The organism is Haloechinothrix halophila YIM 93223 (assembly GCF_000504245.1).
GTDB lineage: Bacteria > Actinomycetota > Actinomycetes > Mycobacteriales > Pseudonocardiaceae > Haloechinothrix_A > Haloechinothrix_A halophila.
In genome coordinates this window covers 4,259,853-4,277,889 of record NZ_KI632509.1, presented here as the reverse complement: position 1 = coordinate 4,277,889, position 18,037 = coordinate 4,259,853, and the positions used below count along the sequence as shown (strand labels likewise).

Annotated in this window: 12 protein-coding genes; 10 read left to right on the top strand and 2 right to left on the bottom strand. The window is 66.3% G+C overall.

Translation table 11 applies throughout. The features are described 5' to 3' along the window. The first annotated feature begins 417 nt into the window (after positions 1-417). The 3 genes from AMYHA_RS19420 to AMYHA_RS25980 all read left to right on the top strand — a co-directional run bounded on the left by AMYHA_RS19420 (position 418) and on the right by AMYHA_RS25980 (position 6,772). On the top strand, positions 418-2,709 hold the full coding sequence (locus tag AMYHA_RS19420; protein WP_034273296.1) for a TOMM precursor leader peptide-binding protein: 2,292 nt from the start codon (positions 418-420) through the stop codon (positions 2,707-2,709). Positions 2,710-2,723: 14 nt separating this feature from the next. After that, positions 2,724-4,160: a SagB family peptide dehydrogenase gene (locus AMYHA_RS19415; protein WP_231104824.1), complete on the top strand. Its 1,437-nt coding sequence runs from the start codon at positions 2,724-2,726 to the stop codon at positions 4,158-4,160. A 227-nt stretch (positions 4,161-4,387) separates the two neighbouring features. Next, a complete protein-coding gene (locus AMYHA_RS25980; RefSeq protein ID WP_051400106.1) occupies positions 4,388-6,772 on the top strand; it encodes a sensor histidine kinase in 2,385 nt (794 codons plus the stop codon). On the opposite strand, the gene AMYHA_RS19405 is transcribed toward AMYHA_RS25980, so the two are convergent. Beyond that, on the bottom strand, positions 6,767-7,375 hold the full coding sequence (locus tag AMYHA_RS19405; protein WP_034273293.1) for a response regulator transcription factor: 609 nt from the start codon (positions 7,373-7,375) through the stop codon (positions 6,767-6,769). The two genes, AMYHA_RS25980 and AMYHA_RS19405, sit on opposite strands and share 6 nt — an antisense overlap. 372 nt (positions 7,376-7,747) lie before the next feature. Between AMYHA_RS19405 and AMYHA_RS19400 the strand changes: the two genes are divergently transcribed. From AMYHA_RS19400 to AMYHA_RS19370, 7 genes are all read left to right on the top strand, one after another. Then, positions 7,748-8,575 (top strand): helix-turn-helix transcriptional regulator, encoded by an 828-nt coding sequence (locus AMYHA_RS19400; protein WP_034273290.1) that lies wholly within the window; start codon positions 7,748-7,750, stop codon positions 8,573-8,575. A gap of 8 nt (positions 8,576-8,583) precedes the next feature. Beyond that, positions 8,584-9,612, top strand: a complete 1,029-nt coding sequence (locus AMYHA_RS19395) for a DUF1702 family protein (RefSeq protein ID WP_034273287.1) — start codon at positions 8,584-8,586, stop codon at positions 9,610-9,612. Between the two features lie 77 nt (positions 9,613-9,689). Next, a complete protein-coding gene (locus AMYHA_RS19390) occupies positions 9,690-10,664 on the top strand; it encodes a DUF1702 family protein (RefSeq protein ID WP_084037379.1) in 975 nt (324 codons plus the stop codon). Beyond that, positions 10,664-12,655: a CRTAC1 family protein gene (locus AMYHA_RS19385; RefSeq protein WP_034273283.1), complete on the top strand. Its 1,992-nt coding sequence runs from the start codon at positions 10,664-10,666 to the stop codon at positions 12,653-12,655. The genes AMYHA_RS19390 and AMYHA_RS19385 overlap by 1 nt, the downstream gene beginning before the upstream one ends. 7 nt (positions 12,656-12,662) lie before the next feature. Next, the gene (locus AMYHA_RS19380; RefSeq protein ID WP_084037378.1) at positions 12,663-13,724 is read left to right on the top strand and encodes an enediyne biosynthesis protein; all 1,062 of its coding nucleotides are present in this window, start codon (positions 12,663-12,665) and stop codon (positions 13,722-13,724) included. Beyond that, a complete protein-coding gene (locus AMYHA_RS19375; RefSeq protein ID WP_051400105.1) occupies positions 13,721-14,671 on the top strand; it encodes a hypothetical protein in 951 nt (316 codons plus the stop codon). Before AMYHA_RS19380 ends, AMYHA_RS19375 begins: the two co-directional genes overlap by 4 nt. A 6-nt stretch (positions 14,672-14,677) precedes the next feature. Beyond that, positions 14,678-16,147, top strand: coding sequence for a cytochrome P450 (locus tag AMYHA_RS19370; protein ID WP_231104822.1), 1,470 nt, complete (start codon positions 14,678-14,680; stop codon positions 16,145-16,147). 605 nt (positions 16,148-16,752) lie between these two features. Here the strand turns inward: AMYHA_RS19370 and AMYHA_RS19360 are convergent. Then, positions 16,753-18,018 (bottom strand): IS256 family transposase, encoded by a 1,266-nt coding sequence (locus AMYHA_RS19360; RefSeq protein WP_034277011.1) that lies wholly within the window; start codon positions 18,016-18,018, stop codon positions 16,753-16,755. Between the last annotated feature and the right edge of the window lie 19 nt (positions 18,019-18,037).

Here is an 18,037-nt window from a genome sequence, read left to right as displayed (position 1 = left end):
GCCTCCCTCATGGCTCACCAAGGTTACGCAGCCACGATCGAGTGGTAAGCGTGGCAGAGGAGTTACGGAACGCCACAGTGTGGCGACCACCGGTACCGCTGTGAATTAGACCTCACTATTTGTGAAGAATGCATATTGAGGGTATGAATTCTGAACTGTCACCGCTCGGGCGTACGCCAGACAATAGGTTCTTGAATGGACCACAACCCGAGGAGCTATGATGCAACACCGGGATCCTCAGTATTCGAACGTCATCAGTCTGCGGTCAACGAACAACGACAATGTTCACACCAACGAGTTGAACGAGTTGGTTATCGAAGAATACGATCAATGGAGCAACTCGGCGACTGCGGACGTTATCAGTTTCTGTGGCGCCTGTGGTTTTGACGGCGAATCGTGGAACCAGGCTGCCTAACAATGCGAAGTGCTGTGAAGCAGGAGCTGATCGGTCTCAAGCGGCACCTGCGCGCCGAGGTGTGCGACGGGCACGGCGCGTATCTGTTTTCGGAGCGTGGCGTGACCGTTCTGCGCGGGCGCGGAATCGAGCCGATCATCGCCCTGCTTGACGGCACTCGGAGTATGGCGGACCTGCTCTATGCCATGCCGCACGGCGTGGACCCGGAGCAGGCCGCCGGACTCATCCGGCAGTTGATGGCCGCCGGGTTGGTGACCGTAGGACCATCTCGGGAACTCGGGATGGACGAGCGGGCGCTGGCCTACTGGGACGCCTGCGGTGTGGCGGTGGAGCGTCGCCGCACTTCCGCTGTCGACGTCGTGTCGGTGGCTAGCGCGATCACCGCCGATACGGTCGTCAGCGCGCTGGACGCCGCCGGGCTCGCCGTCACGTCACGGCCGGCCCTGGCGTCCGGTTCGGCGCGTCCCACAGGGGAACTCACGGTCGTCGTTTGCGACGACTACCTCGATCCCGCACTGTCCGAGATCGACCGTGCGCACCGCGAGGCTGGCGTGCCGTGGCTACTGGCAAAACCGGTGGGCACCCAGGTCTGGGTCGGGCCGGTTTTCCAGTCCGGTCACGGCTGCTGGCATTGCCTGGCTCACTGTCTCTGGCGTCATCGCGACGCGGAAGCCTGCGCGCAGGCCGCGCTCGGTAGGCGCGGCCCCGCTAGTCGCCCCGCCGTCGCCATCCCCGCGCTACTGTCGACCGGGTTGAACCTGATCGCGCTCGAAGCCACCAAGTGGCTGGCGGGCTTGCGTTACTCGGGGCAGCATTGCGTGTGGACACTCGACACCGTCGATCTGAGCGGCAGCCGCCACGAACTGCGGCAGCGACCGCAGTGCTCGCACTGCGGTGACCCGTCGCTGATCGCTGACATGGCCCATCGTCCCGTCGTCCTGCGGCCGACCGAGAAGTCCTCCTACGGCGGCGGTCATCGATCGCTGCCACCGGAGGAGGTTCTGGTGCGTTATCAGCATCTCGTCAGCCCGGTCACCGGCATCATCAAGGAGATCACCAGGGACAATCGGTGTCCCTCGCTGTTCAACTCCTACCGGTCAGGGGCCAACGCGGCTGCACGCCACGGCGACATGGCCGGTTTCCGGCGCGGGCTGCGCGAGCAGAGCGGCGGTAAGGGCGCGACCGCCATCGAGGCCGAGGTCGGCGCGCTGTGCGAGGCAGTGGAACGCTACTCCGCCACGTTCCACGGCGACGAGGCGCGGGAACGCGGCAGCTACCGCGCGCTGGGGGAGCGAGCTATTCACCCGAACGATGTCCTGCTGATCCACGAGCGGCAGTACGCCGACCGGGAGCGCTGGAACCGCGCGCACGGCCGGTTCCACGCCGTCGGCCAGCCTTTCGACGAGCACGAGGAGATCGACTGGACGCCGGTGTGGTCGCTACGCCAGCGACGTCACCGGCTGCTACCGACGGCCATGCTCTACTTCGGAACACCCAGCGAGTTCGGCGGCGGGCGGCTGTGTTCCGACTCCAACGGCAACGCGGCGGGCAGCGAACTGGCGGACGCCGTGCTGCAAGGTTTGCTCGAACTCGTCGAGCGCGACGCGGTGGCGCTGTGGTGGTATAACCGCATCGCCGCGCCCGCCGTTGACCTGGATGCTTTCGGCGACGACTGGCTCGCGTGGGTACGCGCGGAATACCGCGGGCTCGGCCGGGAGCTGTGGGTTCTCGACGTCACCTCGGATCTCGACATCCCGGTGATGGTCGCGGTATCGCGCAGCCTGACGGCCCCACGGGAGCGAATCATGTTTGGTTTCGGCGCGCACCTCGACCCGCGCATCGCGCTGCGCCGCGCGGTTACCGAGCTGAACCAGTTCGCTCCCGCCTTCCTTGCCGATGAGGCCGATGGCGCTGACGAGCCTGCCGTGCTGGACGACCCGGACGCGGCATGGTGGTTCCGCGAGGCCACGCTGGCCAACCAGCCCTATTTGGCCGGTGATCCCTCCTTCGCCGCGCGTACCCCGGCTGACTATCCCGACCAGCGGCGCGACGACATTCGACAGGAGGTCAATCTGATCACGACGAGGCTCGCCACTCTCGGCATGGACACGTTGGTGCTCGATCAAACGCGACCGGACATCGGGATGCCGGTCGTCAAGGTGATCGTGCCGGGAATGCGGCATTTTTGGGCCCGCTTCGGGCCGGGCAGGCTCTACGATGTTCCGGTCATGCTCGGCAGACTCGAGCGGCCGACCTCGTATGCCGAGCTCAATCCGATTCCGATATTCCTGTAGGGGGCTGGATTTCCGTGGAGAGCACTGGGGGATCGGCCTCGACCATCCACCTCCAGTCGTTGCGCGACGACGTTCTCGTGGAGACCGACGACGAGCACGGTTCGCTCGTCGTCGTCAGCATGTGGGGCGAGATTGTGGTGAAGAACCCGGACGATCAGGTGCGAGAGTCGTTGCGGCGAATGACGCTCGGCCCGGTCTCGCTGGGTAACGTCAGCCCCGCGCGAGGCAGAGGATCGTCCCAGGGCCGGGTCGTGGACAGCCTCGACGACGTGCTCGCCGCCCTCAGCGGTTCCGTGGTGCGCTCGCTCGGCCTGCCCGATGGGCAGGGACCCGTGCTGTCCGCCGTGCCGAGTGCTTCAGACCCGGAGTTCCCACTAGCCGAGATCGAGCAGACCCGGTCGGCGCGGCTGTCGCGGTTCGCCACGATGCGATCCTGTGGCGGCGAGCTGGTGCTGGAGTCGCCGCTGGCACAGTTCCGGGTGATCCTGCATCAGCCGGTGGCGGCCAGCATCGCCACCGCGCTCGCCCAACCGCGTGGACTCGCCGAGCTGGCCACTCTAGCGCGGGTCACGCCACCAGTCGCGCACGATATCGTCGCGTATCTGGTCGCTGTCGGCATCGTGCTCGTCGACGCGGGAGACGGGCGGTTCGCCGAGGATACCGAGGCGACGTGGCGATCGTGGACCACGCATGAGCTGATGTTCCATCGGCGCAGCAGGTCGCGGCAGGGCGACGGCCCGTGCGATACCCCCGAGGGCGAGCCGACCGTGTCGGCGCCCGCGGTGAAACCGCCGCCGCATGGAACCCGGTTTCCGCTGCCGCGGCCGACACCCGGTGACCTCGCGGCGAGTACCCCGCTGCGCGCGTTGCTTGAGGTCGACCTGGCCTGCCCTGATTTCTCCGGCCGTGAACTCACTGCGGAGCAGCTCGGTCAGCTGCTGTACCGGAGCGCGCGGGTGCGTGGCCCGGGTCCGCCGCACCTGCCGCATGGTATGACCCACGAGGCGAGTCAGCGCCCGTACTTCAGCGTGGCCTGCCTCTATGAGCTGGAGATCTACCTCAGCCTCGGGCAGTGTGACGCGCTGCCGCGCGGGATCTATCACTACGACCCCGCGGGCCACGCGCTGACCTTGATCAACCGCCAGGAATCCGACCTGGGGGAGATACTCGATATGGCCACGATGGCTGCGGGGTGCGTGCGCAACCCCGCTGCCGTGCTGACGATGACCGCCAGGATGGACCGGATGCGGGCGTTGGCGGGTGCGGCGTACCGCACGACGTTGATGCACGCGGGCGCGCTGCAGCAGACGATCGCACTCGTCGCGGCGACGCTGGGCCTCGCGGCGCACGCCGTTCCGGTGGACGCGCAGGACACCGTCGATCGGGTGCTCGATGTGCCATGGCCCAATGAGGTCAGTGTTGCGGAGTGTGTTGTCGACCGTCCGAAATGAGGCAACTGTGTGAACGTCTGGTGCGTCAAGTTTGTCCTATTGCCTCGCGAATACCCATCTGTGTACCGTCTCTGACGGTCTGTAGCCGATCTCCCACAAGGAGGGGCGATGATACGGGTGGACATCGCGCAGGGGATGTATCGGAAACGCGCCACACTCGATCAGTATTTCCGCAGATGAAAGGCTTAGCTGGGGTCGTACTGACGCCGCTACGTGGGCAATCGCCCGTGCGGCTCGCGACCGTCACGGTAGTCGCTTTCCTGGTATGCCTCGGGGTGCTGGCTGCCGCACGGGTCGTGTATTTCACGGGGATGTCGTGGCAGGCCGTCGTGGGGTTCGGTTACCTGGCCGCACTGATCGGAGTGCAGGTTCGCTACGTCAGCCCGCCTCGCAGTGAGCTGACGACGGCGGGTGTCTGTGCCGTGCTGCTGGTTCAGGCTGTCCTTGTGTACTTGCCGTCGCTGCACTTTCCCTGGTGGCTGGGGCTGCCGGGGATCCTCGCGGCGAGCGTGCTGCTGCTGTTGCCAGCTGTGTCGGCGGTGCCGCTGTTCTTCGTCACCGTCGGGAGTTTCACCTGGATGCGTGCGGCGTTCGGCGACGGGACGTTCGTCGTCGTGTACAGCGCGTTCACGACGCTGATGACCGGGCTCGCCGTTTATGGGTTGACGCGGCTGGCGTCGCTGGTCCGTGATGTCGATGTCGCGCGCGATGAGCTGGCGAGGATGCGGGTGGCGGATGAGCGGTTCCGGTTCGCGCAGGATCTGCAGGACCTGCTTGGCAACCGGCTGTCGGCGATCATCGCGCGGATCGACCGTACCGTCGATCTGCTTCGCACCCGCATGGCGCAGGCAGCGGATGAACTGCGGGACATCCTCGCGGTCGCGCGGCGAGCGCTGGCGGACGTGCGGACGGTGTCGAGCGGTTACCGGCAGCTTTCGCTGACCGAGGAACTGGCGTCCGCGCGGTCCGTGCTCACCGCGGCGGAGATCACGGTGCGTTGCGACGCCGATGACGACGAATTCGCCGAGATGGAGAGCACCACCGTGGCCGCGGCACTGCGCGAAGGTGTCACCAACGTGCTGCGGCACAGCGCCGCGACCTGGTGCGAGATCGCGGTTCGTCAGGTCGGTGATCGGCTCCACCTGGACGTCGTCAACGATGGCGTCGCCGAGCGACATGCGGCAGGCGCGGACGTCGCTGGCGGCGATGGCAACGTTCACGTCGACGACTATGGCGTCATCGACCAGAGCGGCGTGGGCACCGAGGGCGCAAGCGGCAATGGCCTCGACAGTCTGGCGCGGCGGGTGACTGCCGTTGGCGGCGAGATGTCCGCGGGGCAGGCGGGCGACGGGATCTACCGGCTGCGGGTGACGGTGCCGCGCAGCGCCGACGAATCGGACGCGTTGGTGGCCGATCGCGGCGGCGAGATCGTGCCGTCGGTGTCCCGTAAGCTGGCGACCGTCGTCGTCGCGGGGGTGTTCGGCTGCTTCGGCGGCATCGTGCTCACCGACCTCGTGGTCACCCACACCACGCCGTGGAAGATCGCGCTGGGTTCTACTTTGCTCATCATGGTGCTCGCGCTGCAGCTCGGCTATATCGTGCTGCCCGGCATCCACGCGCGCCCGGTGCCGCACATTATGGTGATGCTCGCGCAGGCTTGCCTTGTCTTTCCGCCGGTGCTGTTGTTCGGTGAGTGGTGGCTGCGGAGCTTTGCGGGGTTCTTTGCGGGCAGTCTGCTGCTGGTGTTCCGGCTGGCGGTGTCGGTGCCGCTCGCTCTTGCCGTGCTGACCGGGGTCGCGTGGCTGCAGACCGCGCTCGGCGGCGGGTTGGTGGTTGTGGTCAGTGATGTCGCCACGACAGCGGCCACCGCGCTGATGATCTATGGGCTGACGCGGCTCGCGCGGCTGGTGGCTGATCTGCATGCTGCCCGTGGTGAGCTGGCGCGCATCGCGGTGGCCGAGGAGCGCCTGCGGTTTGCCCGCGACGTCCACGACCTGCTCGGTCTGGGGTTGTCCGCGATCACCCTCAAGGCCGAGGTGGCCAGCAAGGTGCTTGCCAGGTACCCGGACCGGGCGCGGCAGCAACTCGTCGAGATGGGCGCCCTCGCGCGGAAGTCGCTCGGCGACATGCGCTCGGTGGTTAGCGGCTATCAGGAACTGTCGCTGGCCGACGAACTGGCTTCGGCGCGATCGGTGCTCGCGTCGGCCGACATTGACGTCGTCATCAACACCGTCGCGTTGTCGGTGCCGGACCGCGAGTCGGTGCTGGCGATGGTCGCGCGGGAGGGCGTCACCAATGTGTTGCGTCACAGCAAGGCGGAACGGTGTGAGATTTCGCTGCGGGACTTGGGCGGACAGGTACAGCTGGAGATCCGCAACGACGGCCTGGTCACCGATGACTGCGCGGCCAGCGACGGCGGTGTGCCGGCTAGCGACGCCGGGTCGGCTGACGGCGGCAACGGGATCAGGAACCTGTCGCATCGGGTGCGGGAGGTCGGTGGCCTGCTCAGCTACGGACGGGAAACCGACGATGTCTACCGACTCTGCGTGCGAGTGCCGGTGACATCGGGTGTGCCACCGGATGCGTCGTCCGTGCCCGCCGCGCGATCATAGCCAGCCCGCGTCGGTGGCGATCCGGATCGCGTCCACCCGGTTGCGCGCGTTGAGCTTGGTGACGGTCGTGGTGAGGTAGTTGCGCACCGTTCCCGCCGACAGGAACAGGTGTGCCGCGATCTCGGTGACGGTCTCGCCGGACGCCGCGCGCCGCAGAATCTCGATCTCGCGGTTGGTGAGCGGGCAGTCCGCGGACTCCCACGCGGCGAGGGCGAGATCGCTGTCGATGACCCTGCCGCCCGCCGCGATCTGCCGGATCGCGTTGGCCAGCTTGTCGGGCGGGGCGTCTTTCAGCATGAACCCGTTGACCCTTGCGTCCAGCGCCCTGCGTACGGTGCCCGGCCTGCTCAGGCTGGTCAGGATGAGCGTGCGGCACCTGCGCTCGGGTAGTTCGTTGATCTCGGCCGCTGCGGTGAGGCCGTCCTTTCCAGGGAGGTCGATGTCGATGACCGCGACGTCGGGACCGGTCGCGCGGATCGCGGGCAGGATCTCGTCACCGGAGGTGACCTGCGAGACCACCTCGATATCGTGCTCAAGGTCCAGTAACGCGACCAACGCGCCCCGGACCATGTGCATGTCCTCCGCTAGCAGGACCTTGATCAATCCGGACCTCCCCTGATCACTGTCACGCCACGAAGTCTGTCATTGATTTCCGAACACTTGTGTAGGCCGTATGGAGCAAACTGATCTCTGTGGAGCAACCTCACATAGTGACGTGTCGGATATGGGTGATATGACAGCTTCGCGACGTTCGTAACGGTGCCGTGATCGTATCTGTCCGGCAGTGGTGCACTGGCGGGCAGCGGCCAGCCGGATGCCCGCGCGGTCGACGCTCGCCCGAACGAGCCTCCAGTCGTTCTCAAGTGCGGCTGTATTTCCGCGAGGTTCACTGATGTTGTCCGGTTACGACCGGAGATTCCGCTACTACCGACGTGTAGTCGATATCAGACTGCTCGACCGGATAAAGGAGTGCTCATGCAAACGGCTGTCAAACAGGCAATTCTGTCGATGCGTGAGAGATACCACGAGCCGATCACGCTGCATGAGATCGCCGCCGAGGTGTTCGTCAGTCCTTTTCATTTCTCTCGGATTTTCGCCAGGGACACCGGAGTGACACCAGGACGGTATCTCACTTCTATCCGGTTGTTCGAGGCGAAGCGGATGTTGCTGAACAGTTCGCTGACCGTGTCCGACATCGTGTGCAGCGTCGGATACAGCAGCGTCGGCACCTTCACGACTCGCTTCACCCAGGCGGTCGGCATGACGCCGACGCAGTACCGCGCTCCCGAGGTGGAGGAGATGCTGATCGCGGTTGCTCCGGAGTATCACCGCCTTCCTTCGCTGCAGGAGCTGCGTAGCGTCGGTAAGACGTGCGTCGGTCTGCGTCCCGCGATCGGCGGGTCGATCGTGGGTTCCGTCGACGTCCCCGACGAACTCGCGCCCGCTGACGTCCTCATCGGAGTGTTCGACAACCGGATACCCCAGCGCGGCCCGATCGCGTTTACCGCGCTGCCGCACTCCGGCGGGGGCGACATGGCGATCAACAACGTGCCAGAAGGGGACTGGTGGGTGATCGCGGTTGCCGAGCCTGCCGCGACCGGGCCGCGGGTGCCTCGGATCTTCCTCGGCGATCTGCAGCAGCCGGTGTCGGTGGCCGCGGGTCACGTCAGCCGCATCGCGCTACGGATGCGCGAGGTCAGACCGACTGATCCGCCGTTCGCGATCACACTCGCGGCCGGAATCACCACCGGTGGCCAGCGGACCGGCATACCGGAGCGCGCCGCACTGCGCGCGGTCGCGTAGGGGCGGTCATGGCGACATTGATCGGAGTGCTGCGCAAGAAGCTGCTCGCGCCCCGGCTGGAGTCGGTGCGCTTCGCCACGCGCGGCTTCCCTGGGGCGACATCCTCGTCGGCGGAACAACTCGAACGGATCCCGCAGTCGGTGATCTGCGGGTTCGAGTGGGGCATGGAGACCACCGAGTTGGCGGAGCTGGAGCGCAGGCTCGGCATGGTCGACGCCGAGCTACGCGGGTTCGCCTACGAAGGCGCGACGATGGCGTGGACGATCACGGACTCGTTCCCCGGCGGACGTGGCGACCGCACGCGCGCGCTGCTGCTCGGGCCCGGCCGCAGACATCTGTTCCTCGCCTACATTGGGATCGGATTCGCCATGGCCCGGCTGCCGCGCGTGCTGTGGCGCGGCGTGCTGCCCGAACTGCCCGGCGTGCCGTACCACCCGACGATGAGCTGGCTCGCCGTCGACGGCTACGGCTTCGACAAGGCCTACTTTGACACCCACCGCTGGGTCGAGCAGCAGCGCAGGCCGGAGCCGTACCCATGGGAAGGCGCGCCGGACTACTTCCCGCGCGCCGTCGATCAGGGCATCGGACGGGCGCTGTGGTTCATCCACGGCGCTGATCCCGCCGCCGTTGCCGCCGCTGTGCACCGGTTCGACGCCGACCGCGGTGCGGACCTGTTCAGCGGCGTGGGGCTCGCCGCGACCTTCGCCGGTGGCTGCGACGCCGACGGGCTCGCCACGCTCGCTGACGCGGCGGGACGACACCGGCCGGACGTCGCGCTCGGGGTGGTGTTCGCGGCGAAGGCGCGCGACTACGCGGGCACGGTGCCGGAGCACACCGAGCTGGCGGCGCGCGTGCTCGCGGGTGTCAGTGTCGCCGACGCCGTGGCGCTGGCCGATGCCACCGAAGTCGCAGCAGGCACCGCGACGTCCGTGGGTGACGAGACCGCCACAACCGCGGAAGGCAATTCCGCGCCCGCTTATGAATTGTGGCGAAGTGCTATTCGTGCGCGGCTCGCCAACGCCCTCAGCAACGTGTGAGTAGCTGTTGAGCTGCTCGGCTTGCGACGCTGATTCCAGCAGTTTTCCGGCTGCGTTGATCTCATGGGAGGCCGATAGTGGGAGCCGGTTTGCGTGCGCTTCGTCGTCGCGTTCTCACGCCGAATGCCTCGGCGACATCGATAGAAAAACGACAATTCTATAAGAAGAGTCCTGCGGCCCAGGAACTGTTGGAAACGGTTGGCACGTCGTTTATCGCCGGCTTTTCCTACGCGGCAGAGGCTGCTGCCCTTGCCGACGCCGTCGGCAAGCTGGAGACGGTGCCGACTCGGTTTCGGGGGTTCGCCTATGAGGGCGCCGCGATGGGGTTCGCGATCAGGGACGGGTTGCCGCTGGGCGGTGACAGGCACGTGCACCGGTTCCTTGCAGGAGACGGCAGTAAGCACATCTACACCGCCTATGTCGGCGTCGGATGGGCAATGGCGCGGCTGCCCCGGTTCCGCTGGCCGGACCCAGAGTCGTTCGACCCGTTGCTGCGCTGGCTCGTGCTCGACGGCTACGGCTTCCACCAGGCGTACTTCCGCACTCGCCGCTACGTGCACGAGCAGTACCAGCCCGCCGAATTCCGCTGGATCGATCGGTACCGCGCCTGCTACGCACTACGCGCGATTGACCAGGGCATCGGCCGCGCGCTGTGGTTCGTCGGTGGCACCGACGCCAGCCGCGTGACCACGCTGATCGAGCGATTCGCGGACAGCCGCAAGGCCGACCTCTACAGCGGTGCTGGCCTGGCGGCGACCTATGCGGGCGGCGCGGACGAGGGTGAGCTGCGCGCGTTCTGGGACGAGGCCGGTGATCACCGGGCGCAGATCGCCCAGGCCGCCGCGTTCGCCGCGGAGGCGCGAGTGCGTGGCGACGTCGTCGTGCCGCACACCGAGTTGGCCACGCGGATCTTCTGCGGCACAACACCGGAGCGGGCGGCGCGGCTGACACAGGACGCGCGGTCCGGGCTCCCCGCCGACGGCGCGGTGCCCGCTTACGAGACATGGCGGCAGTCGATCGCCAACGAGTTCGCAGTCATGGGAGGTAACTGATGAGCGCGACGCTGCGGTGGCTGCGGAAACAGCTGCCCGGGATCGTGGCCGTCCTGGTGATGGTCAGCATGTACCTGGTGTCGTTCCGGCCGACCGCGTCGGAGGCCGAGACATCGGAGGTCGCCAACTCGTACGGTTTCGCGGCCAAGTCGATCGCGATGCCGAGCGGGTACGAGCAGCAGGAGATCCGCAAGGTCAATCAAGAGTACCAGCACATCGACGGCTGGATCTCGTCGGTCGGCGCGGGCATCGCGATGAACGATCTCGACGGCGACGGCCTGGACAACGACCTGTGCATCACCGACCCTCGCATCGACAAGGTCGTCGTGACCTCCACGCCGGGTGCTGGTGTCGGGCGCTATGACGAGTTCGCGCTGGACCCCGCGCCGCTGCCGATGAACCACGCGATGGCGCCGATGGGCTGCGCGCCCGGCGACTTCAACGAGGACGGCAGGATGGACCTGCTCGTCTACTACTGGGGCCGCACCCCGATCGTGTTCCTCGCCAAGGACGGCCAGAGCGGGCCCGAAGGCGACACGGTGCTCTCCGCAGCCACCTACCGGCCAACCGAGCTGCTGCCGCATGGCGGCACCGACACATACGACGGTCCACTGTGGAACACCAACGCGGTCGCGATCAGCGACTTCGACGGCGACGGGCATGCCGACATCTTCATAGGCAACTATTTCCCTGACGGTCCGGTGCTCGACCACACCGTGTACGGCGGCGTTGAGATGAACCGCTCGCTGTCCAACGCTGCCAACGGCGGCGAGGGCCACTTCTTCCGGTGGAGCGCACCCCCGGCTGACCAGGACGGCGCCGCCGAGTACGAGTGGGTGAAGGATGTGCTGCCGCCCGCGATCTCGAAGGGCTGGGTGCTCGGCGCCGGCGCCACCGATGTGGACGGCGACCTGCTTCCTGAGCTGTATCTCGCGAACGACCACGGCCCGGACGCCATGCTCCACAACCGGTCCCAGCCGGGAAAGATCGTGCTGGAGCCGGTATACGGTCCGAAGTCGCCGCTGGTGCCGAAGTCGAAGCGGGTCGGCGTTGACTCCTTCAAGGGGATGGGGGTCGACTTCGGCGACCTCGACCGCGACGGTCTCTATGACATGTTCGTCAGCAACATCACCACGTCGTTCGGCATCCAGGAGTCCAGCTACCAGTTCATGGCGAAGGCGGATGACACGCGGGAGCTGCGGGACAAGCTCAGTGACGGCCTCGCGCCGTGGATCGACGAGAGCACCGATTACGACACCGCGTGGGGTGGCTGGTGCTGGGACGTCAAGCTGGACGACTTCAACAACGACGGCAACTTGGAGATCGCGCAGGCCAACGGCTTCGTCAAGGGCGAGCACAACCGCTGGCCCCAGCTGCAGGAACTGGCCACGGCCAACGACCTCGTGCTGGAGCATCCGCAGTGGTGGCCCAACATCGGTGAGAACGACGACGTCGCCGGTAGCCAGCGACTCAACTTCTTCGCGCCGGACGGTGACCGGTTCGTCAACGTGTCCCGCGAGCTCGGGCTTGACGTTCCGGTGCCGACAAGGGGCATCGCGACCGGTGATGCCGACGGCGACGGGCTGCTTGACCTCGCCGTGGCACGGCAGTGGGACCAGCCGGTCTTCTACCAGAACACCGGCGACGCCGAGGCGGAGTACCTCAGCCTCGACCTCACTCACGACGCGGGATTCGCCGAGGAGGACGCGGGTCTTGCCGGCGGCTCGCTGGTGCAGGGATCTCCGGTGGTCGACGCGCAGGTCGAGGTGACGACGCCGGACGGCCGCACGCTGATCAACCGCGTCGACGGCGGCAGCGGCCACTCCGGAAAGCGGAGCACGGACGTCCATATCGGACTCGGCGATGTGAGCGGCGCGGTCGACGTGCGCATCACCTGGCGAGACAGGGACGGCACGGTGCGCGAGCAGGAGCTGGAACTGAGTCCGGGCAGGCACGCGCTGCGGCTCGGTGCGCAGGTCAAGGAGAGGTGACAGGGTCATGTCCGATCAGAAACAGCAGGCGGCTCCTCGGCACGCACCGCAGGTGGTGACGGCGCTGCGGCGGTTCGCGATTTCGATTTCGATCTTCAACATCGTTGGCTACGCGTTCCTCGGCTTCGAGCAGCCGTGGCTGTGGCCGTTCATCGCGCTCGCGACGGCGTACACCGTCGAGATCGGACTGGAGTGGCTGGCCGCTCGCAACGAGGGCAGGCCACCCCGGTTCATCGGCAACGGCGCGCGCGGGCTCGTCGAGTTCCTCTTCCCCGCCCACATCACCGCGCTCGCGGTGAACATGCTCAGCTACGTCAATGACCAGGTGCTGGTCATGATGTTCGGCGTCACCGTCGCGGTCGGCGCGAAGTGGGTGTTGCGCGCTCCAGTGCGCGGCAAGCTTCGGCACTTCATGAACCCGTCGAACTTCGGGATCGCGATCATCCTTGTGCTGTTTCCGTGGGCGAGCATCGCGCCCCCGTACCACTTCACCGAGCACGTCAGCGGTCCCGTCGACTGGCTGATCCCGCTGGCGATCATCGTGACCGGCACGATGCTCAACGCCAAGCTGACCAACCGGATGTGGCTGATCGCGGGCTGGGTGAGCTTCTTCGCGCTGCAGTCAGTCGTGCGTGGGCTCATCTTCGACACCGCGATCCTCGGCGCGCTGGCGACCATGACCGGCGTGGCGTTCGTGCTGTTCACCAACTACATGATCACTGATCCCGGTACGACGCCGTCCCGTCCCGCGTCGCAGTTCGCGTTCGGTGCTGGCGTAGCGGTGCTCTACGGCGTGATCACCGGTGCTGGCGTCGCCTACGGGCTGTTCTTCGCCACCGCGCTGGTGTGCGCGATCCGGGGCGGTTTCCTGTGGTCGCTGCACATCGCGAACAAGTCGCGGGAGCAGTGGGAGGCGCAGCAGCGCGCGGCTGCGCAGGCAACGGAGCAGGTAGCCGGACAGACGGCTGCGCAGCCAGCCGAGCAGCCGGTGGCGCAGCCCGTGCCGATCGCCGCGAAGGCGGAACCCGAGGGGCAGGACGGCTCGGGCACGCAGGAGCGCGCGGCATGACGACTGACGCACACGGTGTGGCGGACCGGCGCGATGATGTCGGCACCGGCGGCGCCATCGGAAGTCCGTGGCGAGTGGTGCTGGTGAGCATGCTCGCGGGCGTCGCGATGGCGATCCTATGGTCACCCGCGTTCGTCGACACGGTGATCGCGGGTGGCATCGCGGATCCGGTGTTCGGTGAAAGTATCCGCGATGCCACGATCACCGGCTCTGGCATGGCGATGGCGTTCGCCTTCATGACGGGGTTCGCCGGAATGTTCACCGCGTGCAACGTAGCCGTGTTCTCCGCTCTGGCACCGATGTCGGCACGCACCAGCACCGTTCGGCGGCAGGTCGCGGGGATGCTACGTCCGATTGGCTGGCTGCTGCTCGGTGCCGTTGTCGTCTCGGGTCTGTATGGCGTCATCGGGGTGCTGTTCGCGGACAGCCTGCCGCAACTGTCCGAGGGCAGCATCGGTGGTGTTCCCGCGCGGTTGCTGCAGGCGTCCATCGTCTTCGGGCTGATCGGTCTAGTGATGCTGTGGCGTGGGCTTGCTTATGCTGGTGTCACGCCTAATCCGTTCGCGGCGATCTCGGTGCGGCACCCTCGTGCCGAGATCGTGTTCCTCGGTGGGTTGATCGGCGCGTTTCTGATTGGACGGCCGTTTCCGCCGTTCCGGAACCTGTTCGCGTACGCGGCGGAGACCCGCGATCCACTGCTCGGGTTCGTGACGTTCGCGTTGCAGTCGATCGGCAACGTGCTTGGCGTCGTGCTGCTCTTCGTCCTGCTGACGGTGCTCACGCGGGGCGGGTTTCAGCGCTGGCTGCACGCGCGGCCGGGCAGGCATGCTCGATTCGCCGCAGGAGCGTTCCTGCTGGTCGGTGCGTTCCTTGTCGTCTACTGGGGCGTCAAGCTCGGCCACTGGGCTGATCTGTTCGGCTGGCCGCGACTGCCTTACCAGGAGTGATTCCGCATGGGTGATGGCATGCTGACGGGATTCACCAGGCGCCATGGCGGCTCCGCACAGGTGCCGCCTGGCCCGCCCCGCCGGGCGACGCTGGGATTGCTGCGCAAACTGGCGACTGACCGGCTCGGACTGCTCTCGTCGTCGGCGGAGACGTACGGCGACGCGGTGCGGATCGCGATCGGCCCGAAGACGTTGTACCTGTTCAACCACCCCGACCACGCCAAGCATGTGCTGGCCGACAACAGCGACAACTACGTCAAAGGAATCGGCTACATCCAGGCGAAGCGTGCTCTCGGTGACGGGCTGCTCACCAGCGAGGGAGAGCTGTGGCGTAAGCAACGCAAGACCATCCAGCCGGTGTTCCAGAACCGTCGGATCGCCACGCAGGCCGGGGTGATCGCCGAGGAGGCCGAGCAGCTCGTCGGCCGGTTGCGGGCCAACGCGGGGCGCGGGCCGGTCGACGTGCTGGACGAGATGACAGGGTTCACCCTCGGCGTGCTTGGCCGCACGCTGCTTGACGCCGATCTCAGCCCGTTCGGCTCCATCGGGACGTCGTTCGAGGTCGTGCAGGACCAGGCGATGTTCGAGATGGAGACGATGGGTGCGGTGCCGATGTGGCTGCCACTGCCCCGACAACTGCGTTTCCGTCGCGCAAGGGCCGACCTGCAGCGCACCGTGAGCTCGCTGGTCAGCAGCCGGTTGGCCAGCCTCGACGAGAACGCGGACGACGTGCTGACCCGGTTGATCTTGTCGACGCGGCGGGAACCGGACCCCAGGGTGGGGGAGCAGCGGCTGCGGGACGAGCTGGTCACCCTGTTGCTCGCGGGCCACGAGACAACGGCGAGCACTCTCGGTTGGACGTTCCACCTGCTCGACGAGCATCCCGAGGTGGCGGAGCGGCTGCACGAGGAAGCGGTGCGGGTGCTGGGCGACCGCCCACCGACCCATGCCGACCTGCGGGAACTGACCTATACCGGCATGGTTATCCAGGAGGTGACCCGGCTGTACCCGCCGGTGTGGATCCTGACCCGGCAGGCGATTGCCGACGATGAGGTCGGCGGTTACCACGTGCCAGCGGGCTCGGACGTGCTGGTCTGTCCGTATACGCTGCACCGGCACCCCGGGTTCTGGGACCAGCCTGGCCGGTTCGATCCGGAACGGTTCGCGCCGGATCGCGCTGCGGATCGGCCCCGATACGCGCATATCCCGTTCGGCGCTGGGCCCCGGTTCTGTGTCGGCAGCCATCTCGGGCTGATGGAAGCCACATTCGTGCTGGCGATGGTGGCGCGTGAGCTGCGGCTGGCGAAACCACGCGGCCACCGCGTTGTGGGCGAGCCGATGCTGTCGCTGCGGATCAAGGATGGCCTCCCGATGACGGTGCGGACCGCGGCACATCACGGCGGGGCTCGGCACGGTGGTGATCGGCACAGCGTTGATCGGCACGGTAAGGCAGCGCCGGGCGAGCGGGCCGCGTAGCGCGGCGGGCATCCGGCCGTCACAGGCAGAGGCCACGCCGTCCCAGGTGACTGTCCCGCTCGCTTCGCGACGTCGTTCGACCCATCGATAAGTCTCATGTGGACTTACCGATCGTCGGGTCGCGCTCGTCATTAGAAGGGTGGTGGTTCTGGGTCGCTCGGCGGCGCTGGGTCTGGTTCGGGTTCGGTGATGCGGGGTGTGCGGGGGCGGTATGTGCGGCCGGTCGGGGTGGTGATGGTCAGCGTGTCTCCGTTGAATTCGAAGTGCCAGCCGGGCCGATCCTTCAGCCGGTGGTGGCGGCGGCACAGGCAGGCGAGGAGTTTCGCGTCGGTGGTGCCATAGCGGTGCCATTCGATGCTGTGGTCGGTATCGCAACGCCGAGCGGGCCGGTTACACCCCGGCACCAAACACCGGCGATCCCGGGCACGCACATAGTCACCCAACTGTGCGGGTGGTTTGTAGCGGCGACGCCCCATCTCCAGGAGCTGTCCCGTCGGCGGGTCGGTGAGAACAGCGTGTCAAGATTTTTGTGGATGTTTGGGCCTGTTTATCCTTTTCGTTGCTTTTGATGAGTGGTCGAATCCGTCACTGTGTGTGACGGCGCGTTAGAGGACGAGCCGGTCGCCGAAGAGGACGGCGAAGTGGTTGAGCGCGGCTTTCCACCCGTAAGTGCCGGTGCCGCGTTCGCCCTTGGCGCGAACATGACCGTCACCGTCGATGTAGCGTCCGGTGACGTGTCGGATGCCGAGATAAAGCAGCTTCATCGCGGCGTCCTCGGTGGTGAAATGTCCTCTGTTTTTCATGATTTTCCGCAGTTGAAAATTCAATGATTCGATCGCGTTAGTGGTATACACCACTTTTCGTATTTCTTTCGGGTATTTGAGGAACGGAGTGAAGTCTTCCCAGGCGCGATCCCACGCGGCGAGCATGCCTGGGTATTTCGTGCCCCACTCTTTACGGAGATGCTCCAGCGCTATCTCGGCGGCTTCGGCGTTGACGGCCGTGTAGATCGGTTTCAACGCGGCGGCAACCTTCTTGCGGTCGGAATAGGACACGTATTTCATCGAATTCCGGATCAAATGAATCACGCAGGTTTGCACCTCGGCTTTCGGCCACACAGTGCGGATCGCGTCCGGCAGTCCGGTCAGCCCGTCGCAGCACACGATCAGTACGTCTTCCACGCCGCGGTTCTTCACCTCGGTCAGTACCGCTAGCCAGTGGGCCTTGCTCTCCCCCTCGGTGGGGCCGATCCACACACCCAGCACGTGCTTGAACCCGTCGACGTCGACACCGGTGACGATGTAGGCCGGCCGGTTGATCACCACCCCGTTGGTGCGGATCTTGACCACCAGCGCGTCGATGTAGGCGATCACATACACCTGGTCCAGCGGACGGTTCTGCCACGTCTTGATCTCGTCATGCACCACATCGGTCACATTCGAAATCAGCTCGTGGCTCGCCTCGGCGCCATACACCTCGAGCAAATGATCCTTGATATCGCGGGTGGTCATCCCTTTCGCATACAGCGACAAGATCATGTCATCGATCTGGCCGAGCCGACGCTGATGCTTCTTCACGATCCGCGGTTCAAACCCGCCCGTGCGGTCCCGCGGAACCTCGATCTGGACCTTACCGGTGTTGGTGGTGACCGTCTTCGCCGAATACCCGTTGCGGGAATTGCCCGTTCCGCGTCCCGCAGCGTCGTGTTTCGCGTACCCGAGATGCTCATGCATCTCCGCGCCCAACGCCCGCTCGATCACCGCCTTACTCATCTGATTCAGAATGCCGTCCGGGCCATCCAACGGCGTCCCCGACGCTTTCGCGTCAGCCAGAATCCGATCAATACCCTCCGGCGAGACCAGCTCCGCCAACCGCCGCGAAGCCTCCTCC